This window comes from Rhodococcus sp. IEGM 27, from assembly GCF_033142305.1.
Classification (GTDB): Bacteria; Actinomycetota; Actinomycetes; order Mycobacteriales; family Mycobacteriaceae; genus Rhodococcus_F; species Rhodococcus_F oxybenzonivorans.
This window is the reverse complement of the sequence record NZ_JAWLSG010000001.1, coordinates 165,325-184,913: the sequence shown is the minus strand read 5'-3', so window position 1 is coordinate 184,913 and position 19,589 is coordinate 165,325. Positions and strand designations below refer to the sequence as shown.

At 65.3% G+C, this 19,589-nt stretch carries 14 protein-coding genes and 2 pseudogenes; 11 read left to right on the top strand and 5 right to left on the bottom strand.

Features of this window, described 5'->3' with window-relative positions:
* Nucleotides 1-464 precede the first annotated feature (464 nt).
* Entirely contained in the window at nucleotides 465-794 is a 330-nt protein-coding gene (locus R4P95_RS00845) for an ANTAR domain-containing protein (RefSeq protein WP_109328269.1), read from the top strand.
* Between the two features lie 32 nt (nucleotides 795-826).
* Here R4P95_RS00845 and R4P95_RS00840 read toward each other — a convergent pair whose 3' ends face one another.
* The 3 genes from R4P95_RS00840 to R4P95_RS00830 form a co-directional block, all read right to left on the bottom strand.
* Nucleotides 827-1,690, bottom strand: a complete 864-nt coding sequence (locus R4P95_RS00840) for a class I SAM-dependent methyltransferase (protein ID WP_317746735.1) — start codon at nucleotides 1,688-1,690, stop codon at nucleotides 827-829.
* A 170-nt stretch (nucleotides 1,691-1,860) separates the two neighbouring features.
* A complete protein-coding gene (locus R4P95_RS00835; RefSeq protein ID WP_317746736.1) occupies nucleotides 1,861-2,814 on the bottom strand; it encodes a DUF808 domain-containing protein in 954 nt (317 codons plus the stop codon).
* A 486-nt stretch (nucleotides 2,815-3,300) separates the two neighbouring features.
* Nucleotides 3,301-4,122 (bottom strand): alpha/beta hydrolase, encoded by an 822-nt coding sequence (locus R4P95_RS00830; RefSeq protein WP_317746737.1) that lies wholly within the window; start codon nucleotides 4,120-4,122, stop codon nucleotides 3,301-3,303.
* A 249-nt stretch (nucleotides 4,123-4,371) separates the two neighbouring features.
* Here R4P95_RS00830 and R4P95_RS00825 point away from each other — a divergent pair, with 249 nt between their 5' ends.
* A complete protein-coding gene (locus R4P95_RS00825) occupies nucleotides 4,372-4,974 on the top strand; it encodes a C40 family peptidase (protein WP_213572934.1) in 603 nt (200 codons plus the stop codon).
* A 61-nt stretch (nucleotides 4,975-5,035) separates the two neighbouring features.
* On the opposite strand, the pseudogene R4P95_RS00820 reads toward R4P95_RS00825, so the two are convergent.
* Nucleotides 5,036-6,620: pseudogene (locus tag R4P95_RS00820) on the bottom strand (GMC family oxidoreductase).
* A gap of 30 nt (nucleotides 6,621-6,650) precedes the next feature.
* A pseudogene (locus R4P95_RS00815) lies at nucleotides 6,651-8,392 on the bottom strand (aldehyde dehydrogenase family protein).
* Nucleotides 8,393-8,590: 198 nt separating this feature from the next.
* Between R4P95_RS00815 and R4P95_RS00810 the strand changes: the two are divergent.
* The 9 genes from R4P95_RS00810 to R4P95_RS00770 all read left to right on the top strand — a co-directional run bounded on the left by R4P95_RS00810 (nucleotide 8,591) and on the right by R4P95_RS00770 (nucleotide 19,554).
* A complete protein-coding gene (locus R4P95_RS00810; protein ID WP_317746739.1) occupies nucleotides 8,591-9,769 on the top strand; it encodes a helix-turn-helix domain-containing protein in 1,179 nt (392 codons plus the stop codon).
* Between the two features lie 88 nt (nucleotides 9,770-9,857).
* Nucleotides 9,858-11,801 carry an acyl-CoA thioesterase/BAAT N-terminal domain-containing protein gene (locus R4P95_RS00805; RefSeq protein ID WP_397517751.1) on the top strand — a complete coding sequence of 648 codons (1,944 nt, stop codon included), beginning with the start codon at nucleotides 9,858-9,860 and terminating at the stop codon, nucleotides 11,799-11,801.
* A complete protein-coding gene (locus tag R4P95_RS00800; protein ID WP_317746741.1) occupies nucleotides 11,801-13,102 on the top strand; it encodes a glutamine synthetase family protein in 1,302 nt (433 codons plus the stop codon). Before R4P95_RS00805 ends, R4P95_RS00800 begins: the two co-directional genes overlap by 1 nt.
* A gap of 154 nt (nucleotides 13,103-13,256) precedes the next feature.
* Nucleotides 13,257-13,661 carry a hypothetical protein gene (locus R4P95_RS00795; protein ID WP_317746861.1) on the top strand — a complete coding sequence of 135 codons (405 nt, stop codon included), beginning with the start codon at nucleotides 13,257-13,259 and terminating at the stop codon, nucleotides 13,659-13,661.
* The gene (locus tag R4P95_RS00790; RefSeq protein ID WP_317746742.1) at nucleotides 13,658-16,009 is read left to right on the top strand and encodes a hypothetical protein; all 2,352 of its coding nucleotides are present in this window, start codon (nucleotides 13,658-13,660) and stop codon (nucleotides 16,007-16,009) included. Before R4P95_RS00795 ends, R4P95_RS00790 begins: the two co-directional genes overlap by 4 nt.
* Nucleotides 16,006-16,764: a hypothetical protein gene (locus R4P95_RS00785; RefSeq protein WP_317746743.1), complete on the top strand. Its 759-nt coding sequence runs from the start codon at nucleotides 16,006-16,008 to the stop codon at nucleotides 16,762-16,764. Before R4P95_RS00790 ends, R4P95_RS00785 begins: the two co-directional genes overlap by 4 nt.
* A 1,044-nt stretch (nucleotides 16,765-17,808) precedes the next feature.
* Nucleotides 17,809-18,561, top strand: a complete 753-nt coding sequence (locus R4P95_RS00780; RefSeq protein ID WP_317746744.1) for a hypothetical protein — start codon at nucleotides 17,809-17,811, stop codon at nucleotides 18,559-18,561.
* Nucleotides 18,562-18,659: 98 nt separating this feature from the next.
* The gene (locus tag R4P95_RS00775; protein WP_109328289.1) at nucleotides 18,660-19,130 is read left to right on the top strand and encodes a MaoC/PaaZ C-terminal domain-containing protein; all 471 of its coding nucleotides are present in this window, start codon (nucleotides 18,660-18,662) and stop codon (nucleotides 19,128-19,130) included.
* A gap of 91 nt (nucleotides 19,131-19,221) precedes the next feature.
* A complete protein-coding gene (locus R4P95_RS00770; protein ID WP_109328291.1) occupies nucleotides 19,222-19,554 on the top strand; it encodes a hypothetical protein in 333 nt (110 codons plus the stop codon).
* Nucleotides 19,555-19,589 lie beyond the last annotated feature (35 nt).

Here is a 19,589-nt window from a genome sequence, read left to right as displayed (position 1 = left end):
GGGCCTCGCCGGAACGTGCCGTGGGATACCGCCGCGCGAACTCGCGTGGCGGTCGGCCTCGCCGATGTCTCCTCGGGCGTTGACGGCATGGCAAGTGCGCAATCGCATCAGAAAATTTCGGTACCGCCTGCGTCGGGACCGCGCATCCAGTGCGTTTCGTGCGAGTAAATGGTAGATCCAGCAGCTGGTCGTCCTGCAGCAATGTGATCCACGCCACATCTATTTTTGCATGTTGGTCGAACCGGGAGGGCGGTGGAAGAGGGCCGACCGACTCGACGTCGAGGGTGCCCGGCCCGACGCAGAGCAGGGTATTGGACAATTGTCTAGGTGGCAGCCGCCGTGACGTGTGCTAGAACTATTCGGGCATCGGTAGTGACATGACTCACATTTTATGACCGCTTGGGATTGGTTGCCGGCACACCGGCGCATCCCGGCCGGTGCACGAGAGCAAAGGACAACGTCACATGATCGAGGACACCGCGGACTTCTCCCTCACTCCTGTTGCCGGCCCCACTCGCCTGATTCCCCGACGGCGTCCCGACGGTCGCGAGCTTCTCGCCACCGCGAAGGGCATCCTGATCGCAGCGCGCCGCTGCAGCGATGCCCAGGCATTCGATGAACTCCTCGACGTTTCCCGCCGCCATCACCTGACCGTTCTCGGTGCCGCCCGAAGCTTGGTCGACCTCGCCGCCGGATCCGCGCCTCATCGCCGCACAGCTGACGCCGTCCGGTTCGACGAGTGGGAGCAGCTGCTCGCCCAACTCCCCTCACATCCGCACGCGCACGCGAGCTGACGCAGCAGGCACGGTTCGCGTTTGAACGATAGCTATCCGGCAGGGCCCGAAGTAGGGCTCGTGCCCATGCCGCCGCGAGAGTTGACCCACCGCGCCTCTCGATGATCCCAGTAGCAGCTCCCATTGTGGAGTTGTGCGCGCATAGCGAGCGGTGAAGCGGGCGCAGCTGTGGCCGTCGCGGTCCCCATCTGTGGTTCCGGGTAAGCGCCGAGCGAACCGCTGGCTTGCCCGCGTCCGACGGAAGGTCCGCGTTGGGGCAGTCTGTGCGCGCGCAGGACCACGTCGTGAGGGTGGTGCGCTCCCGCGCCGCCGCTGATCGAACGCTCCCGCACCTCGTTCACATCGATGTGCCAGCTGGTATCCAGCAGCGCCGCCACATCACCGGGTGCGACCCAATCGTCGGGATCGAAGCCGTGCTCGCGCGCCGCATCCCCGTCGCGCATGTCGTGATGAACAACCAGCAAGATGCCGCCGGGTGCGACGGCGGAGACCAACGCTCGTTCAGCGGAATGGTCGGCTGTGCTGCGTAAGGCGGGGTACTGAGCTGAGACCAGGTCGAAACCATCTGCGGGCAGATCGGCATCCAGTAGGCCGCTGCACACCCAGGTGATGTCCGTGTTCTGGTCGGCGGCATGTGCCGCCGCCCGATCGAGCGCAACTCGCGAAACGTCCAGCGCGGTCACTGCCCATCCTTGGCGGGCGAGCCAGAGGGCATCAGCGCCTTCACCGCAGCCGACGTCGAGGGCGCGCCCGGGCGGTGCGCCGGTCATCTCGTCGACAAGTGCGCCGTTGGGTTCGCCGCTCCACACTTGAGCTCGCTCGTTGTAGCGCGCATCCCATTCGGCTGCCTCGCTCGATACTGCCTCGACCTCGATGACCTCGCCGGAATCTTCCATACCGACACAGTGCAATAGCTGCGACCATTCTGGCGAAGGTTCTTGCCGCATCGGCAAGAATCGCGGTCTCTATCGCGTGCCGCTCAACAGGCGGTCATTCCGCTCCCGGGCCGGATCAGAAGATGGGGATCGGACGCGGCATACAGTCCTGATCCCATCGCCCGGACGCGTCAGTGCGCCGAGACGCTCTTCTTCCGCTTCGGAATCAGGTGCACGATCAGGACGACGATCGCGCCGACAACGAGCCCGACGAGGGCAGACACCACGGTCCCGGAAGTCCAGGACAGAACCCCACCGAAACCGCCGTGCGCGAGGTCGCTGAACCAGTGTTCGAGATCGTGGAGGCGATCGGCCGGCCAGTGGAATCCTGCCTCGCCGACGTTGACGAGCAGGATGTGGCCGCCGACCCACAGCATCGCGGCGATCCCGACCACGGTGAGCACCGCCATCACCTTCGGCATCGCGGCGACGAGGCCTCGGCCGATCCGCTGACTGAACGTCGACTCGCGTCGGGCGAGCGCCAAGCCCACGTCGTCCATCTTCACGATCAGGGCGACCACACCATAGACCAGGATGGTGATGAGGAACGCCACGACGATGAGCACCAGCAGCCGAGTGACGAACGGTTCGCTCTCGACGGAGGACAGGGAGATCACCATGATCTCGGCGGACAGGATCAGGTCGGTGCGGATCGCGCCGCTGACCATGCTCTTTTCGAGTTCGGGACCCTGCAGCACAACCGGCGCATCGTCGTCGCCGTGGTGCCCGCCGGTGACTGCTTCGTAGACCTTCTCAGCTCCCTCGAAGCACAGGAACAGACCACCGGCGATCAGCAGATAGGGCAGTGCCTGCGGCAGGAACTGACTCAAGATCATCGCCACCGGCAGGATGATCAGAAGTTTGTTGCGGATCGACCCGATCGCGATCTTGCGGATTATCGGCAATTCGCGATTAGGGGAGAACCCATGGACGTAGCGGGGGGTGACAGCAGTGTCGTCGACGACCACACCCGCTGCCTTGATGCTGGCCTTGCCTGCCGCGGCTCCGATGTCGTCGACGGATGCCGCAGCCACTTTCGCGAGTGCCGCGACGTCGTCCAACAGGGCGACGAGACCACCAGCCACGGGAACCTCCCACAGTTCAAAATGTGCAGAGCCGATCGAATGACACGCGGTCGCGGGTCGATACCGAACGCTACCCAATCCATGGTCCCACGCAACAATCATGCGGGCTCTGACCAGCGTGCCGCCTGCATGCGCGGAGCCATCATGGGCCGACGTCGGGCGACCTCGAACTGCTCCCTCAAACCCGAACCGTGAGGGTATCTCGGCCGTCGCCCCTGTGGCCGTGGCGTCCGCTGTCCCGTGCAAGGGAGTCAGCTGTCACGGCACCAATCCCACGCCGCCTCCCAAGGATCTCGACGGAGGTTGCCAGTTGTGCCCACCTCCCAGTCCCGGCCCTGGGAATTTCCCGACGCCTAAGCCCCCGACTCCCGCGCCGTCGCCGTCGTGACGGTGACCTGAGTATTCACTGCCGAGTGCGGCCCCCATCGATGACCGGTGGGGGCCGCACTGGGGTGTGACAACCGCGGTTGCGGGCGCGATGACCACTCACATGGCGTCGAGCGCCCGGCCTATCGCGTCGGCGAACGCGGTGGGATCGTGGATCAGCCAACCGTGACCGCCCGCCACCGTGAGAACCGGTGGATTGCGGAGCGCGGTCCTCAACGACTCCAAGCTGGCCACCGGGATCGTACGGTCACCGAGGCCCCACAACAGCGTCACCGGCAGTCCTCGGTTCGCAAGGGTTCTGAGTTCGGTCCGCAAGTCCGCACGCCGGGCCAGATGTGCCGTCCGCCACACCGCACCTGGATCGCGCACGGTGTTGGGGATGAAACCGTTGACGAGCGATGCTGCCGTGTGGGCGATCGACCGGATCGACAGGGCCTCGCCCAGCGCCGATGCACCCCAATCCCACAATGGTCTTTCACCGATGTGCCGAATTGCCTGACCGCCGGCAGACCATGCCCCGCCGCCGACGGAGTTGACGAGAACGACTCGTGCTACCCGCTCGGGAAGGTCGTGGGCGGTCTGAATCGCGACGCCACCGCCGAAGGAGTGGCCGACCAAGGTCACCGGCTCGTCGATTCCCGCCGAGTCGAGAAACCGTCCGAGCCAGGCGGCGTAGCCCGCGAAGCTACGCGCGTGCGGCGGATGGTCAGGAGTCCCTCCGAAACCGGGAAGTGTCGGTGTAACGACGCGATGTCCCTGTCGGACGAGAGTCGAGAGGCTGCGGCCATACACCCGCGGGGTCAGGCCCCAGCCGTGGAGGAAGACGATGGGCGGACCCTGCGCCACCACGGTGAGGGTCGGGGCCTTCGGACCTGCGAGCGGCTCGAGGATCTCGGGTTCTGAATTCTGGGTCAGTAACACGCTCCACAGCGTGTCCGACAGGTGTTCCGGCAGTAACGGCCGAATTACCCGCGGACATACCTGTTTTGCGCTTTCGTCACGACCGGTCTGTTCGTTATAGCCCTGTGATCTACGCGGTTTTCCGAAAACAGGTATGTGTATGGGCCATTCGGCCGTTGTCCGCTGAGTCCGTGACCGCGATGTTATAAAACGTCTCGTCCGATCGGCACGAAAGTCGCCGGACATCGAAAAAATGAAGGATTCAGCTCAATGGCCAAGCATAGATTGCGTCGGGGCAATCGTCTGCAGATTTCGACCGGTGGCGTTCTGGTAGCCACCGCGGTGGGGCTGGGAGCATTCGTGCTCCCTGCTGCCCCAGCTGCAGCGGAGCCGATCACCATCCCAGGTATTGGGACGTTCGACATACCAGGTGTACCGCCGCTGCCGCCCGCGCCGCAGGCGCCGGCACCGAACCCCGCTCCACCATCGAACCTGCTACCAGCCTTGCCGCCGGCTCCGGCCCTGCCCTCCACCCGCGGTGCGCAGGCGCTGGCAGCCGCCCAGTCGAAGATCGGCTCACCGTATGTGTGGGGCGCCACCGGACCGAATGCTTTCGATTGCTCCGGATTGATGCAGTGGGCATACAAGCAGGCGGGTGTCTCGATCCCGCGTACCACCTACGACCAGGTGAACGGCGGGGCACCTGTCGCCAAGGGAAATCTTCAGCCCGGCGATCTGGTCCTGTTCTACGGGGCGTCGCATGTCGGGATGTTCGCCGGAAACGGCATGGTGGTCCACGCCCCCAGCGCCGGCCAGCCGGTGAAGCAGGCACCGCTCGATTCGATGCCGTTCCACTCGGCCCGCCGGTACTAGGCGGCTCCGCCGCCCGTGAGTGGTTAGCGAGTCTCTGCACTCGCTAACCACTCACAGGGCGCTAGCGCCCTATGAGGTCGGCGGCACGTTCCCCGATGAGCACGGCGGGTGCGTGTGTGTGGCCCCGGATGATCGTGGGCATGATCGACGCATCGGCGATGCGCAGGCGTTCGACTCCCCGCACGTAGGTCCGGGGTGACGACGCTGGCGGGGTCCTTGCCCATCCGGCAGGTACCCACCGGGTGGTACAGCGTGTGCGCATTCTCGGCGAGGGCGCGTTCCAGTATTTCCTCGAGCGGAGTATCCGGCTCGACCGAGGGCCGAATCAGTGTGCCGAGCTTCGACTTCAGCGTCGGGGCCGAGGCGAGGGCATCGCACAGGCGAAGTCCTTCGAGCATGGCTCGCCGGTCCGCGCCCTCGGGGTCGCTGAGGTAGCGGGGATCGATGATCGGTTTTGCCGCAGGATCCGCAGACCGCAGGGTGATGGTGCCGCGACTCTCCGGTTTCACCAGAATGGTGCCGATGACGGCGGCGTGGCCGGTGGCGGGGATCAGCCCCTCGTCGAAGAACGGTGCGGGGCCGTAGATCATCTCGAGGTCGGGTAGTGGCAAGTCGTCCCGGCTCCGCACGAACCCGTATGCCTCCGCGACATTGGAGGTGAGCATGCCGCGTCGGCGCGTGAGGTAGTTGATCAGCTCGGGGATCTTCTCCGCCGCGTACAACGAGTCGGAGTCCACGCTGTAACCGAGGAACGAGACGAGGTGATCCGCCAGGTTCTTCCCGACCTCGGGAAGGTGGTGCTGCACGGGGATGCCGTGCTCGCGCAGCTGCTGCTCGTCACCGACACCGGACAGCATCAGCAGCTGCGGCGTGTTGATCGCCCCACCGGCGAGTATTACCTCTTTCGCCGCCCGGACGGTGTGGCGTGCACCGCCCTTCTCGTATTCGACCCCGACCGCGGCGGTTCCGTCGAACATCACGCGGGTGGCCAGTGCCTCGGTCACCACGGTGAGATTCTTGCGTTTCATCGCGGGCCGGAGGTAGGCGTCGGCGGTGCTCCACCGCGCACCACGCTTCTGGGTGACCATCGTCTGGGAGAAACCCTCGGGCTGTGCGGTATTCGCACGCTCCACGGGATATCCGGTTTCCCGAACCGCGTCGAGGAACGCTCCTGTCAGTGCGCGTGGGCTCCGCTGATGGCACACGTTGATCGGACCTTCGATGCCGCAGTCGGCCTCGGTGGCGCCTTCCACTTTCTCGATGCGCCGAAAATATTTGAGCACCTCCCGGAACGACCATGACTCGTCGGCGAGTTCCGCCCATTCGTCGTAGTCGGCGGCGAACCCACGCACCCACATCATCGCGTTCATCGACGAGGATCCGCCGAGCATCTTTCCTCGCGGCCAATAAATTTCGCGGCCACCGAGAGTGTCTTGCGGCTCGGTGAGGTAATCCCAGTCCACCTCGCTGCGGAACAATTTCGAGAAGGCGGCGGGGATGTGCGCGAATTTGTTCTTGTCCTCGGGGCCGGCCTCGAGAACCACCACTGCGTTCCGGGAGTCGGCGCTGAGGCGTTCGGCCAGTGCGGCACCCGCCGAACCCGACCCCACCACGACGTAGTCCGCCACCGACGGTGTCTGTTTCATTCGTTCCTCTCCAGTCGAGACAGCGGTGCGTCAGCCACGCAGTGCGGACGCGAAGATGGCCGGGAGCCGCTTCCATGACGGTGCTCCGGCGAAGGCGGTCAGCAGGCGCCCCGTGGTGGCGGCGGTGCGATTGTTCACGAACCACGGCGGTTTGGGTGAAATGGACAGCTCCCGCTTCATCACCGATCGCGGTGACGGGCGGAACGGTCCTCGCACCACGGTGCGTTCGGGGCGGTCGATCAACAGCGCGTTGTGGACCACACCGATTCCGCTCTGGACGTCGTTCACCGTGTGCCGGGGAAGGCGCCCCAGGTTGCGGTAGCGGTGAGGTATCCCACCCCGGTCCAGGCGTTGATGGCGATGGTCCCGTACCGCAGGCTTTCCACGAAGGAGTCGAACGCCGAACCCATCGAGCGAATGGTCTGCGGTGTCGCGACGATGTTCACCCCGAGCGTGCCGACGAAGTCGTCGTTCACGAATTGTGCCGCCCGCCTCGCGAACTCGTTTCCCTGGTACGGAAGGTCGATCACGCCGAGGACCGGAGCGAAGTACTCCGTCTGCAGCAGTGGCTCGTATTCGCCGGGATCGAGGTTCGTCACCAGCACGCGCCTACCGTTCTTGCCCAGACGCTCGGCCTTGGGGAACGACGCAACCGCTCCGGCCACACGGTTGTCGCTGCCCGGGTAGTAGGCGGAGCGGTCCGGTGCTCGATCGAGGGCGTCGCGCAGAGCGGCGAGGAACTCGTTACGCTGCTTCCACTCCGAGGACACCACGACCGCTTGTGCCGCGACACAGTTGTAGCCACCGTTGTGTAGCCGCTGGGTGGCGATGTGCTCGGCCTGGAACTTGATGTCCGCGTGGCTCCATTCACCGGGCAGCACGATGGTGGGGGACACGCCACCGAGTTCGCTCGAGATCTCTTTTCCGAGGATCGGCTCGTTCGCGGCCTTACGCCTCGCGCCTTCTTCGCCTGCGCCGAAGACGATCGCATCGTGGGTGAGCGCGCTACCCGTCATGTGGACGTGATCGACCTGCTGATGGTGCACCAGATAGGTCCCGACGTCGGCGCCACCGGTGAGGAGACGGACGGCGCCCACGGAGATGAGTGGCTCGAGCACCCGTGTGAGGACCGGCAGCAACGGGTCGGTGATTGGGTTGAGCTTGAGCGCGACGACGCGGTTGTGGGCGATCAATTCGTAGAGCGTGTCCAGCGGGGCGATCGAGGTGATGTTGCCGGCGCCGAGCACCACACCGATGCCCCGGGTGTGGGAGGGGTCTCGCTGAGCCAACCCGGCGTCCCGCTGTGCCGTTGCACGATCGATCCCCGGCTGCAGCCACACCTCGGCGCTGAATCCGCTGAGGAGCAGCTTGTCGAAAATGTTGAGAGGAAGAACCTTGACGGTGGTGCGGTTGCCGGGCGCCGTGCCGAAGGTGGCGCCGTCGAGGGGGCTGCCGCCCGCCTCGAGTTTTGCGAGGCTTGCGGAGAGTGCGGCCGTGGCGGTCGCAACGGAATACGGGCCGGACATCCATTCCTCACCGACCAGCGGCGACTTCGGGTCGAGGCCCTTGATCCCGACAGCAGCGTCCACCCAGTCCGCGGCGTGCTGCACGGTGAGGTCGTGGACTTTGTCGAGAAGCTTCCGGCGTTCGGACAGGGACAGGTCAGCCCAGTTCTTCTCGCCTTCGGCGAGGTCGGCGAGGGCTGCGTCGACGGCCGCGTGCTCGGCCGCGCCGGAGGGTGGGGGAGTGGCCTCGGGGTTTGAAGTGCTCACTGTGGACATCTCCGCTCGGGTCGACTACATGGAGAACATCGCCACAGACGCTGAACGGCTGTGGGCGTAGATTTGTGATTCTCGTCGCATCCCCGGCTGCAGCGCCATAGGCGGCGGCTGTCAAATGTCCACTTTGTCCCTATGCCGTCGCACAACAAGGGTGTGGCGGTACGGACGGCCGGTCGATAGTCTTGCCGAATGGTTGCCAGTCCGGACATCGCGCCGTCGCCCACCGATCTACTAGGTGACATGCTCGAATCGGTGAACGAGCTGTCCCAGACCCTCACCGAGAGAATCCTGTCTGCCGAGCACGGCTACATCGAGGCGACTCTGCTCACCCCCGAGCAGTTGTACGGGGCCTGCCTCGACAACCTGACGGCGATGCTCGGCAATCTCGCCGGCATCGCGCCGATCCGTCTGGAGGCGGCGCGGGCAGCCGGCCAGCTGAAGGCCGAACAGGGTGTGCCGCTCGCCGCCCTGCTCCACGCATTCCGCCTCGGTGGGCGACTGATCTGGGATGAGCTGATGGACCGCTCGGAGGGCCGGGCCACCAACGCGCTGCTCGAGATGGCGGCGCAGGTGTGGGCGCTGGTGGATGTGTACTCCGACAGTGCCGCGGAGTCCTACCGCGAGACCGCTGATCTCCGTGCCCGGGAGGACGCCGAGTCGCGCGGCCGACTCGTGAGAACACTCTTCGGGGAGCACTCGGTGAACCCGGCGGGAGCTGCCGATGCGCTGCGCACGTTTCGCATTCCCGAGCACAGCACCTTCGTGGTCGTGTCGGTCGAATCGGCGGCGTCACCGTCTTCGGCGGATCTGCTGGAGGCCGAACTGCGCGGCGTGGGAGTCGAGTCCGTGTGGGACACGGAGGTCGACGGCCGAATCGGGTTGCTGTGGGCGTCCACCGCCGACTTCGTCGAGGCAGCGCTGGCATTTCTCGGCCGCGCCGACGCCCGGGTCGGGGTCAGCTCCACATTCACCCGGCCGGCCGGGACGAGCGCCGCCGTCGAGCAGGCACGTGTCGCCCGCCGGTGCGCAGGACTTGGTGGTTGCACGGTCACGCGATACGAGTCCGTGCCCGTCTCGCTGCTGCTGGTCAGTGCGCCGGAAGCGAGCAAGCTCGCGGCGGGCCAGATTCTCGGACCGGTGCTGGCACTGCCGCCGGAGGAGCAGGACAGTCTGCTCTCCACACTCGACGTGTGGTTTTCCTGCCACGGCTCCACCACTGCGGCCGCCGCGCAGCTGCACTACCACCGCAACACCGTCCTGTACCGGTTGCGCAGGATCCACAGCCTCACTGGGCGGAACTTCTCGGATCCCATCGACGCCGCCGAACTTTATGTCGGCCTGCGGGCGCATCAACTGCTCGCTTCCTGAAATCGAGTCCCCGAACACGTCGCAGGCCCGACAATAAGTGCCAGTCGGCCGTCGTAGCTCCGGGAATGCCGGGCAGTGGGGCAGTGCATTGGGATTCGTCATCGGATTTGCGCCGTGGATCGTCTACTGGATTCTCGTGGGCAACACGGGGTTCGTTACTGCAGTCGCCGTCGCGTTCGGTATCGCACTGGCCGGGCAGGTGATGCAACGGGCGCGCCGTCAACTGTGGCGCACTCTCGAAGTGGGCACCGTTGCCGTTTTCGCGCTGCTGCTGATTGCCGCCCTCCTAGTCGACGACGCCGTTCTGGCGCGATGGTTGCAGCCGCTGAGCAACTGCGGACTCTTCGCGATCGCCGCGGTCGGCGTACTGGTGGGCCGGCCGTTCGTCCGCGAATATGCGGTAGGAAGCGTCGACGCAGCGACAGCTGCCGGCGGCGGCTTCCGGTACGTCACCACGGCGATGACCTGGGTGTGGGTGGCCGCATTCGGTGCAATGACGCTGGTGTCGCTGATACCGCCGATCGTCGATGGTGACGCAACCATGCGCGATGACGGGGACACCCTGTCAATCGTCTGCTACTGGGTTCTGCCCTACACGCTGATGGGTGTGGCCGGGTTGCTGTCAGCGATATTTCCCGGGTGGTTCGACAAGACGTCGCAGTTTCTCGCGGAGCAGTCCTCGATGGAGCCGACGGTGGTAGCGCAACCGTCGCCGCCCGAGGACCTGGCGGAGGGGAGCCTGGTCCTCGATGTCGTCGAGGATTCCCGTCACGATCAACCCTTCGCGGTCGTCGTGCACGGAGCGGAGCCGGGTGCCGCGCTCACTGTCCGGACCACAGGAACGGATCTCTTCGGCTCGCAGTGGCGTTCGGAGGCAATGTTCGTTGTCCCTGCCGACGGAACCGTCGACGTCGCCTCGCGGGCACCGGTGCGCGGCGACTGGGATGTGGCAGACAGCGACGCCCCGCTGTGGGCGATGCGGTTCGTGTCGGACGATCGCGTACCCGACCTGTTCGTGCCCCCGGCCGGTCCATGGAACGTCACGGTCGACGTCACGTCTGCGCAGGGAAGGGTGCGGCGGACCGTGATTCGCCGCGCTGCCGCCCCGGGCGTCACGGTCACCGAACGGGAGGTCGACGGCCGCCCCGCGCTCCTCGCCTTACCCGCCGGCGACGCGCCCGCCGCGGGGTGGCCGGGCGTCGTGTGTTTCGGCGGCTCCGAGGGTGGCGTCGACTCGCAGCGCTCCAACTTGAATATGCTCGCTTCACACGGCTGGGCCGCGCTGGCGTATTCGTGGGTCGACGAGTCGGGCACGGAGCCGACCCTGGTCGACATCCCGCTCGAACGGTTCGCGACTGCGGTCACGTTCCTGCGGACACTCGCACAGGTGGACGGCGATCGCGTAACCGCCGTCGGTACGTCCCGCGGTGCGGAAGGACTGCTCGCCGCCGCCTGCGACGGATTGATCGACGTGAATGGTCTCGTACTGACGAGCCCGAGTTCGGTGTCGTGGCAAGCCATCGGACCCGAAGGAGAAATTCCCGAAACGCCGTCGTGGACGCGTCGCGGACGGGCAGTCCCGTGGGCGCCGCTCCCGGGCGGGACCCTGATGCCGCAGCTCATCCGGAACGCGTGGCACGCCCACCGCGACATCGCCGCGCGGCGGCCCAGCCTGCTTCGGCTCGGGACGGCCTACCGTGCCGGTCTCGCCGCCGCACCGGCGAATTCGACACTGCACTCCGAGCGTGTCGCAGCGCCGCTCCTGTGCCTGACCGGTGAGGACGACGAGCTCTGGCCGTCGGCCGACATGGCCACTGCCCTTCTGGCGCGGCGCGCGGAACGACACGACGAGCACCGGTGCTTTCCCGGCGCCGGCCATCTGGTGCGGTGGGGGATGTTTCCGTCGGGTGCGCAGTGGACCGGTGGTATCGCCCTCGGAGGGGGCGGCATCGGGCAGGCGCGGGCCCAACGCGAAGCGATACAGTGCGTCCTCGGTTTCCTGTCCCGCACGGCCGCCACGATGAGTGCCTGATGGGCACCGGAGGCGGGAATACCGCACTCTCGGACCGCGTCGTCGGGTCGATCGTCGACATGGCAGGTGTCTCGCGGGCCAAAGTGTTTCCGCGCTCACGGTTGTCGGCCTTCGCCGAAGCGGGGGCGGGGGCGTCATCGAGCTGGAGTGTGTTTTGCGTCGACGACCATCTCGCGTTCACGCCCTCCTTCTCCGTGACCGGCGATCTTCGGCTCCGCATCGACCCCGACGAGGTCCGGGACCTCGGCAACGGCACGTACTGGGCTCCGGCGGATCTGTGCGAGCAGGACGGAACACCGTCGCATGCGTGCACCCGGGGCGCGTTGCGGCGGGTGACGACGCGGCTGGCGGAATCGGGCCTGAGCGCACGAACCGGCCACGAAATCGAGTTCACGCTCTTCGATGCGGCGAGCACCGAAGAATGGTCCGCATACGGCCTCAATGCCGTTCTCGCGCATGAAGAATTCTTTGAACGGCTGCTGGCGGCGGCGTCGAGCGCCGAGCTGCCGATCGAACAGGTCCACGCCGAGGCTGGGCTGAATCAATTCGAGGTGTCGCTCGCCCCTGCGGATCCCGTCGAGGCGGCCGACAATGCGGTGCTGGCCCGCGCCCTGATCAGCCGGGTCGCGCGCGTTCAGGGACTCCGGGCGTCGTTCTCACCCATGCCCGTCGCAGGTGGGGCGGGTAACGGTGCCCATCAGCATGTGTCGTTCGCCGAGCGCGGCCTGCCGATCCTGTCGGGAGGGCCGGGCCCGCACGGGCTGACTCTCGACGGTGGCGCCGCGGTCGCCGGGATTCTGCGGGCGCTACCCGAGTTCACGGCCGTCCTCGCCGGATCGGTGTTGTCGCACCTGCGTTTGCGCCCAGGCATGTGGTCGGGGGTGTTCCGCTGCTGGGGTCTGGAGAACCGCGAGGCAGCCGTCCGCCTCTGCGCGGACACTGCCGGGAATCCGCACGGCGCGAACCTGGAAATCAAACCTATCGATCCGTCTGCGAACCCGTATTTGAGTAGCGCCGCCATTCTCGGTGCCGCCCACGACGGCATCACCGGCGGGCTTACGCTCCCGGCGGAGGTGTCGGTCGACCCCGCGGACTTGTCCGGCACCCACGCCGTCGATCTTCTCCCGACCCTGTCGTCCGACATGCTCGGAGCATTCGAGTCGTCGGCGCTCGCGCGCGACCTGTTCGGGCCGCTGATCATGGGAGCGCTCGTGGCGGTCAGGGGTTACGAGCACGCCGAATACCGGGCGAAACCGGTCGACGAGGTCGCGCAACGCTTCCGGTACGCGTGGACGTCCTAGTCAGTTGCGGAACTCCGGATGCGGAACCGCGGTCACACGTTCGTGTGGAGACGTCCGCTATTCTTTGCACGGTCGCCGAGCATGTCGGTGACCCGGGTCCGGGGGAGGACCTCGATGCGGATATCAGGGGGAGAATTCGTTGTCAGAGGGCGATATGACGTGGCCGGACAGTGTCATTGCGTCGCTGGACGGGACCGGTGCGACGCAGCTTCCGCTGGACACCATCCCGGGGTTGCCGCCGATACTCGGCGGAGCGGACGTTGCGGTTGTCAAGGTCGACCCCGACATGCTGTGTGCGATGTCCACCGCGCTCGGCGTCATTGCGCGTGAGGTCGAGGCGTTGGGTGGCCGCCGTAGCTTCGAGCATGCGGTTCGGGCCGTCGAGGGGTCCGACACAGCTGCGGCGTGCCGGGACGCCGGCGACATCCTCGCGTCCGCGCTGGGAGTCGCGGCCAGCCGCATCGACGAGATGGCGTTCATCGCGGGTGACGGGGCCGAGAATTACGAGGTCACCGACACGTCGTTCGCGTCGCAGTTGTCGGCGATGGGGGAGATGTGATTCCGCGTAGGTCGCAACTGCATGTCTGGAATCCGCGGGATCTCACACTGGCGGGCGAGGAAATCGGACGGACCGCCGAAGACACGCGTACCCGGGCGGACGACGTCCAGCGTGCTGTCGCGGATCTGGGCCGGAACGACGACTGGCGCGGTCAGGCGCAGGCGGCTGCCGAGCAGCGAGCGAACAGTGAACGCACGGAAATCCGAAGGCTCGCCGACGATCTGGAGGATCTGTCGAACGCACTCGTCGGTGGGGCCGATCGCCTCGGCCATGCGCGGGACTATGTCGCCACCGTGATCGACAAGGCGGCAACCGACGGATTCACCGTCTCCGACGACTGGCAGATCGTCAGCCCGCCGACGACGATGAGCGAGGCCGAGGCCGCTGAACATGCCGACCTGATGGAGTACTGGCGCAGCCAACTCAGTGGAGCGCTGACGGAACTCGACACCGCTGATCGGGACATGGCGACGGCGATCCGGGACGCGCTCGGCGCCGTGGCGGCGAGTGCCCCGGCGTCCGCGGGCCTGTCGGGGCACGAGGGCACCGGGCTGGGCGAGCAGGTCGCGCGGGCCGGTTCCGACATTCCGCAGGACGTCCGTGACCGTGTTGCCCGGGAAATCGCGGCCGCACGGCTCACTCCCGAACAAGTGAGGACGCTGGCCGACGGCGGCAAGGTCACCGATCTTCCACAGGGAACGATCGACTTCCTGCAGCAGTTTTATACGGCGGCCGGCAAGGACGGCTTCCTCGCCCTGTCCGAGCAGTACAGCGAGAACGGACGCACCGAGGCCGCCAGCGCGCTGTCCAACGGTCTCGCCGTGGTGTCGAACTACAACGTCGGCAGTGCCGGTGGAGACGTCGGTGGTCGGAGCCACATCCCGGAGAGCCTTCGAGGGCTGTTCGAGGGCCCGGTGACGTCGACCGGCAACCTCACGAAGGGCGCGCACGACGCCCCGCAACCGTCTGTGGTCGTCAACAACGGCGACGACCTGGCACGCTTCACCAAAGCCTTCGGTCTCGCGGACCCGGGCGTCCAGCAGGGCAGTGAGCTGAGCGAGAGCCTTCTCTCCCGTGCCGGCGAGATCGCCTCGGCCACCAACGACAAGGGTCTCTTGATCGGGGACTCGTTCGACCACAACACGCTTGGTCGCGACAGCGTGGACACCCTCCTACAGGACATGGTCGGCGTCGGTGGTCGCGATCATGTCGCGGTCCACAACATCCTCTCTGGCGAAGGCATGCCGGCCGACTACAACCGCGACGACGTGATCCTGCCTTTGCTGCAACGTGATTGGGTCGATGGCGGTGAACAGAAGGTTGCCGGGATGTTCGACTGGATCGCCGACGACGCCAGGCCCTCCGATCCGTCCGATCCCGGCGAACTATTCCGGTCGCGACAGGCCGGCGAATCGGCATTCGGGCTCGCGCAGATCCTCGCCGCGAAAGATGCCGAGCTACTCGATATCCCGGGGATGAAGGGGAAGGCGATCGGTGAGGTGAACCCGGAAATCACGCAGGCGTTGGGCGCAACGCTGGCACCCTACATCGGCAATATGGTGGGGGTGCCCGAGTCCTTCACGGGAACCAATGCGTTCACCGGCCACACAGGCCATGAGTACCTTCGGCTGGAGGATGCGCCGAGAATATTTTCGGTGATCGATTCCAACGCCGACAGTGCTTCGTATTTCAATGCGCAAGCCTTGGGGATGTCGGCTCAATTGGAGCAGGCTTGGGCTGTCGACGGCCAGACACCCCAGGACCCCCACTATCAGTACGGGACGTGGGCGGGAAATATTCAGGGCGTAGTGGACAAGGGGCTCGACCTCGAGTTCGCCGATCGACTCGGCGACGAAACCGCCCAGAACGCCGCTGGTTTCGAGAGCAAGGGTGTTGCCTACGACACCATCAGAACCGTGATCGGCAAGGGTGTCGAGTTCATTCCTGTGGCGGGCCCTCTGATTTCGAGTGGTATTGATCTCGCCGACCCGTCGTTCAAAAGCGCGGTCTTGGGCTCCATACCGGACAGCAGGCTGCTGCCAAACGCCGATTTCGCAGACGACGCGTTGTTGACAAACCAGTACTATCAGATTGGATTAGGCCTTCAGGCGGCGAACGGAGGGTCGCTCGAACCGTACTCGGCGCTCGACGACTTCCGCGACGGATCAGACGGTCCACTGCTGCCGTATGACCGGCTCGCAGCGGACAATCCGCATCAAAACCTGCCCGAGTTGCAATCAGGCTTGGCGGGTTACATGACCGACACCGGGGTACGAGGACTCAGCAACTTCGTGGATGCATTGAACGCCGGCCGCGATCAGGTAAAGAACATGAGGTACGGGCAGTGAGGGAACTGCTCGGCCTGTGGGTAGCCGTTGTGCTGGCTGTATCGGCCTGCTCACCCGAACAAACAAGCGAACCTCCCGTTTCGTCGCCAAGTGTTGGCGGCACGCCGTACGCGATTCCTGACAACACTGATTACAACTACCGTTGGTCGGCTGATCCAGGCATCGACTTGCTCACGCCGGAGGCGACAGCTGTGAGAGCGTATGTGGAGTCCTACTACCTGACAGTGAGGGCGATCGCGACGTCGGCCGGATATCCAGGATTCGAGGAAGCTGTCGACGAGCGTCTTCGAATGGACTATGACAATCTGGACCAGCTGGATAGGAGCCATTATGTGGGAACGCAGTTTCAGCATCTGCTGTGGATGACGCCGACCGAGCGCGGATGGTTTGCGACCGTGTGCACGGGCGATTATTCGGTAATGAGCGAAGGCCCAGACGGACGGTTCTTCAACGTCGGTTCCACCAACCTGCATGCGGAAACGGTCGAGATCGCGGCTCCCGACTTCAGAGGAATAAATGCGCACGTCGCACTTCCCGCGGAGGGGCCGGAGCGGGCTCCGGCGGTAGACGTGTTCAGGGGTTGGAAACTCATCGACCACGTGAAATCGGCGCGCAATCAGGATGCGTTCCTTCAGTGTCGTTCGCGGATGCCCGATCCTCCTCAGAACCGCCCGTTGAAACGCGGCCTCCCACACGACACCCCCTATCCGACGCTTGCTCCGTATCCGGGGTGGCCGCGGTACGACGAGAGCTGAGGCCGGCCCCGACCGCCGGTGGAAGGGCACCGTTATCGCCGCATTCGCCCGGTCCTATCCTCGAGTGCGGCCCCTGTGCTCGACGGGGGCTCGCGTGAGTGATCGGACGGTACGAAGTGGGCAGCAGAAACGGCGTCGTCTACGCAGACGACCTCGCGGTGGGTGACAGGTTCGAGCTGGGCTCGTACACGGTAACCGAGCAGGAGCTGGTGGAAGTCGATGAGGGCGCGCCTTGTAGCGATGACGATGGCCGTAATGTTCCTGGCTGGCTGCGGGTCCGATGGTGATACCGATGATCGGCCAGTAGCACCAGCGCTGTCGGCCGGGTACGCGGTGCCGGACAACGTGGGTTTCAATTTTCGATGGACAGCGGAGCAGGGTATAGACCTTCTAAGCCGTGAATCGACGGTCTTAAGGGCATATTTGGAGTCGTACTACATCGCGCTTGGTGCTCACAGTTCGGAGAAGGGCTACCCGGGGTTCACTGATGCTACCGCTCTGCAGGTGGGACGCTGGAACTATGGCGGCAGGCGCAATCAGCCTCTCAATCAGTACACAGGAACCCAGTTCGAACACCTCTTGTGGCTGTCACCAACCCCGAGTGGATGGTTTGCGACTGTGTGTACCGGTGATTATGCGGTTATGAGACGTGGCGAGGACGGGAAGTATTACAACGTCGGATCCACGTCGGTCGGAACCGAGGAGATCGAGATAGTCTCACCGCCCACACCCATCGCGGAAGGTGATGCCCGCGATTCGTCCGGACCTGAGCGGGCGCCTTCGCGGGACATGTTCGCTGGGTGGACGATCCGACGTCATCAGCCCGCTACGGCCAACGTCGAAGCTGATCGTCAGTGTGACACTCGCATGCCTGACGCCCGTGAGGCCCGGCCGCAGCAAGTGAATCAACCGCATGACCTCCCCTACCCGTCGCTTCCATCGATTCCAGGCTGGCCGAGGAGCGATCAGGAATGACATTGGCGTCGGTGGTGGTGGTCGGCTCTCGGAAATGGCTCGAATTGTTCTGCAACAACGAGTATTCGCGTGAAACCTGAGCAGAGTCTGGTTCCGCTCGTGGTGGCCATCGTCTTGATCGTTGCCGGCTGCGGATCGAGTGAGTCGGAGCCGCCGGCGGTCGAGACGGTCTCGAGGTACTCGGTTCCCGACAATGTGGGCTTCAATTATCGGTGGTCGGCAGATCCGGGTATCGATCTGCTCAGCAGGCCTGCGGTGACTATCCGGGCGTATATGGAGTCGTACTACCTTGCGATTCATGGTCAAGCGTTGTCGGCGGGCTACCCGGGATTTGCCGATGCGACGTCACAGCAGCGGGACCGGGTCGACTTCGACCATTCGAACGATCCGGAACTGGAACAACTCGCCGGAACCCAGTTCGAGCACCTCCTGGCGCTGACGCCGACAGAGGACGGGTGGGTCGCCACGGTGTGTTCAGGTAACTACACCGTGATGGCGGAGAAGGACGGTCGGTTCTTCAATTTGACAGGTCCGACACCGCAGGCGGAAACGGTAAGAATGGTGGCGCCCGAGCAGCAGTCTGTCGCTTCTGAACGGATTGTTGCGGAGGGTGCAGAGCGTGCTCCGTCAGCGGATGTATTCGCTGGATGGGCGATCATTGAGCACGAGCAGGCTGCGCGCGATCAGAACGCTTATGCCGAGTGCGACTCGCGGATGCCGGATGCGAGGGATGTGCGACCGCAGAAGGCGAACCTCCCACACGACACCCCCTACCCGACGCTTGCTCCGTATCCGGGGTGGCCGCGGTACGAAGAGAGCTGAGCCCGGCCCCGACCGCCGGTGGAAGGGCACCGTTATCGCCGCATTCGCCCGGTCCTATCCTCGACTGCGGCCCCTGTGCTCGACGGGGGTTCGCGGGAGTGATCGGACGGTATGAAGTGGGCAGCAGAAACGGCGTCGTCTACGCAGACGACCTCGCGGTGGGTGACAGGTTCGAGCTGGGCTCGTACACGGTGACCGAGCAGGAGTTGGTGGAATTCGCCGGTCAGTGGGATCCGCAGTCTTTTCACATCGATCGCGAATCTGCAGAGGGCGGATATTTCGGCGGGTTGATCGCCAGCGGTGTGCACACGATCGCCATCTGCCAGCGGCTGACCGTGACCAGTCTCTACAACGACTGGAGTGTCATCGCCGGCAAATGCTTCCGGAACGTCAACTTTCTCCGCCCGGTCCGACCGGGGGAGGTCCTCACCGGGTCCATGCTGATCGACAATGTCGTGCTGGACGACCGCGGGCGCGGCCTTGTGACTGCCGCCGCCGAGATCGTCAACGGGGACGGCAAGCCGATGCTCACGATGGTCACCGAGATGTTCATGCGCAGCAGGCCCTGACAGCAATTCCAGGAAATTTTCGCCGTAAAGGATTGTTTGCCGATTCTTTGGGTACCGCCCATGGGCAGAGTCACCTACCTATGGAGGCATCATGAAGGTCGGCATCAGATTGGCCGCGGTCGCGGTGTGTGCGGCTGCGCTCGGTGTGGGAACTACCGGCGTTGCGTGGGGCGACGCTCTCGACTCGGCTGTGGTTCCGGTCCGAGCACCGGATGTGGTGCAGCCGTTGCCCCCCGGAGTTCCGCAGTACGGCCCTGCCGGTTGCGACGACTGGGCAGAACCGTACGAGAACAACGTTCCGGCCTGGGGCGCCGACCCGTACAACCAATACGACAACTGGTGCGACGGCCCCGATGACGGCATCCCGCAGCCCGCCACCTACAGCGGTGACGAGGGCGGCGGCGACTCCCCGAACGAACCGTAACCTCGGCTCGGTCCCGACGCGCCCCGGCAGCTTCC

Bases quoted from the DNA above. Each gene is read 5' to 3' on its own strand.
- R4P95_RS00845 (WP_109328269.1), top strand. From the start codon at position 465: ATGATCGAGGACACCGCGGACTTCTCCCTCACTCCTGTTGCCGGCCCC.
- R4P95_RS00840 (WP_317746735.1), bottom strand. From the start codon at position 1,690: ATGGAAGATTCCGGCGAGGTCATCGAGGTCGAGGCAGTATCGAGCGAG.
- R4P95_RS00825 (WP_213572934.1), top strand. From the start codon at position 4,372: ATGGCCAAGCATAGATTGCGTCGGGGCAATCGTCTGCAGATTTCGACC.
- R4P95_RS00810 (WP_317746739.1), top strand. From the start codon at position 8,591: ATGGTTGCCAGTCCGGACATCGCGCCGTCGCCCACCGATCTACTAGGT.
- R4P95_RS00800 (WP_317746741.1), top strand. From the start codon at position 11,801: ATGGGCACCGGAGGCGGGAATACCGCACTCTCGGACCGCGTCGTCGGG.
- R4P95_RS00795 (WP_317746861.1), top strand. From the start codon at position 13,257: ATGACGTGGCCGGACAGTGTCATTGCGTCGCTGGACGGGACCGGTGCG.
- R4P95_RS00770 (WP_109328291.1), top strand. From the start codon at position 19,222: ATGAAGGTCGGCATCAGATTGGCCGCGGTCGCGGTGTGTGCGGCTGCG.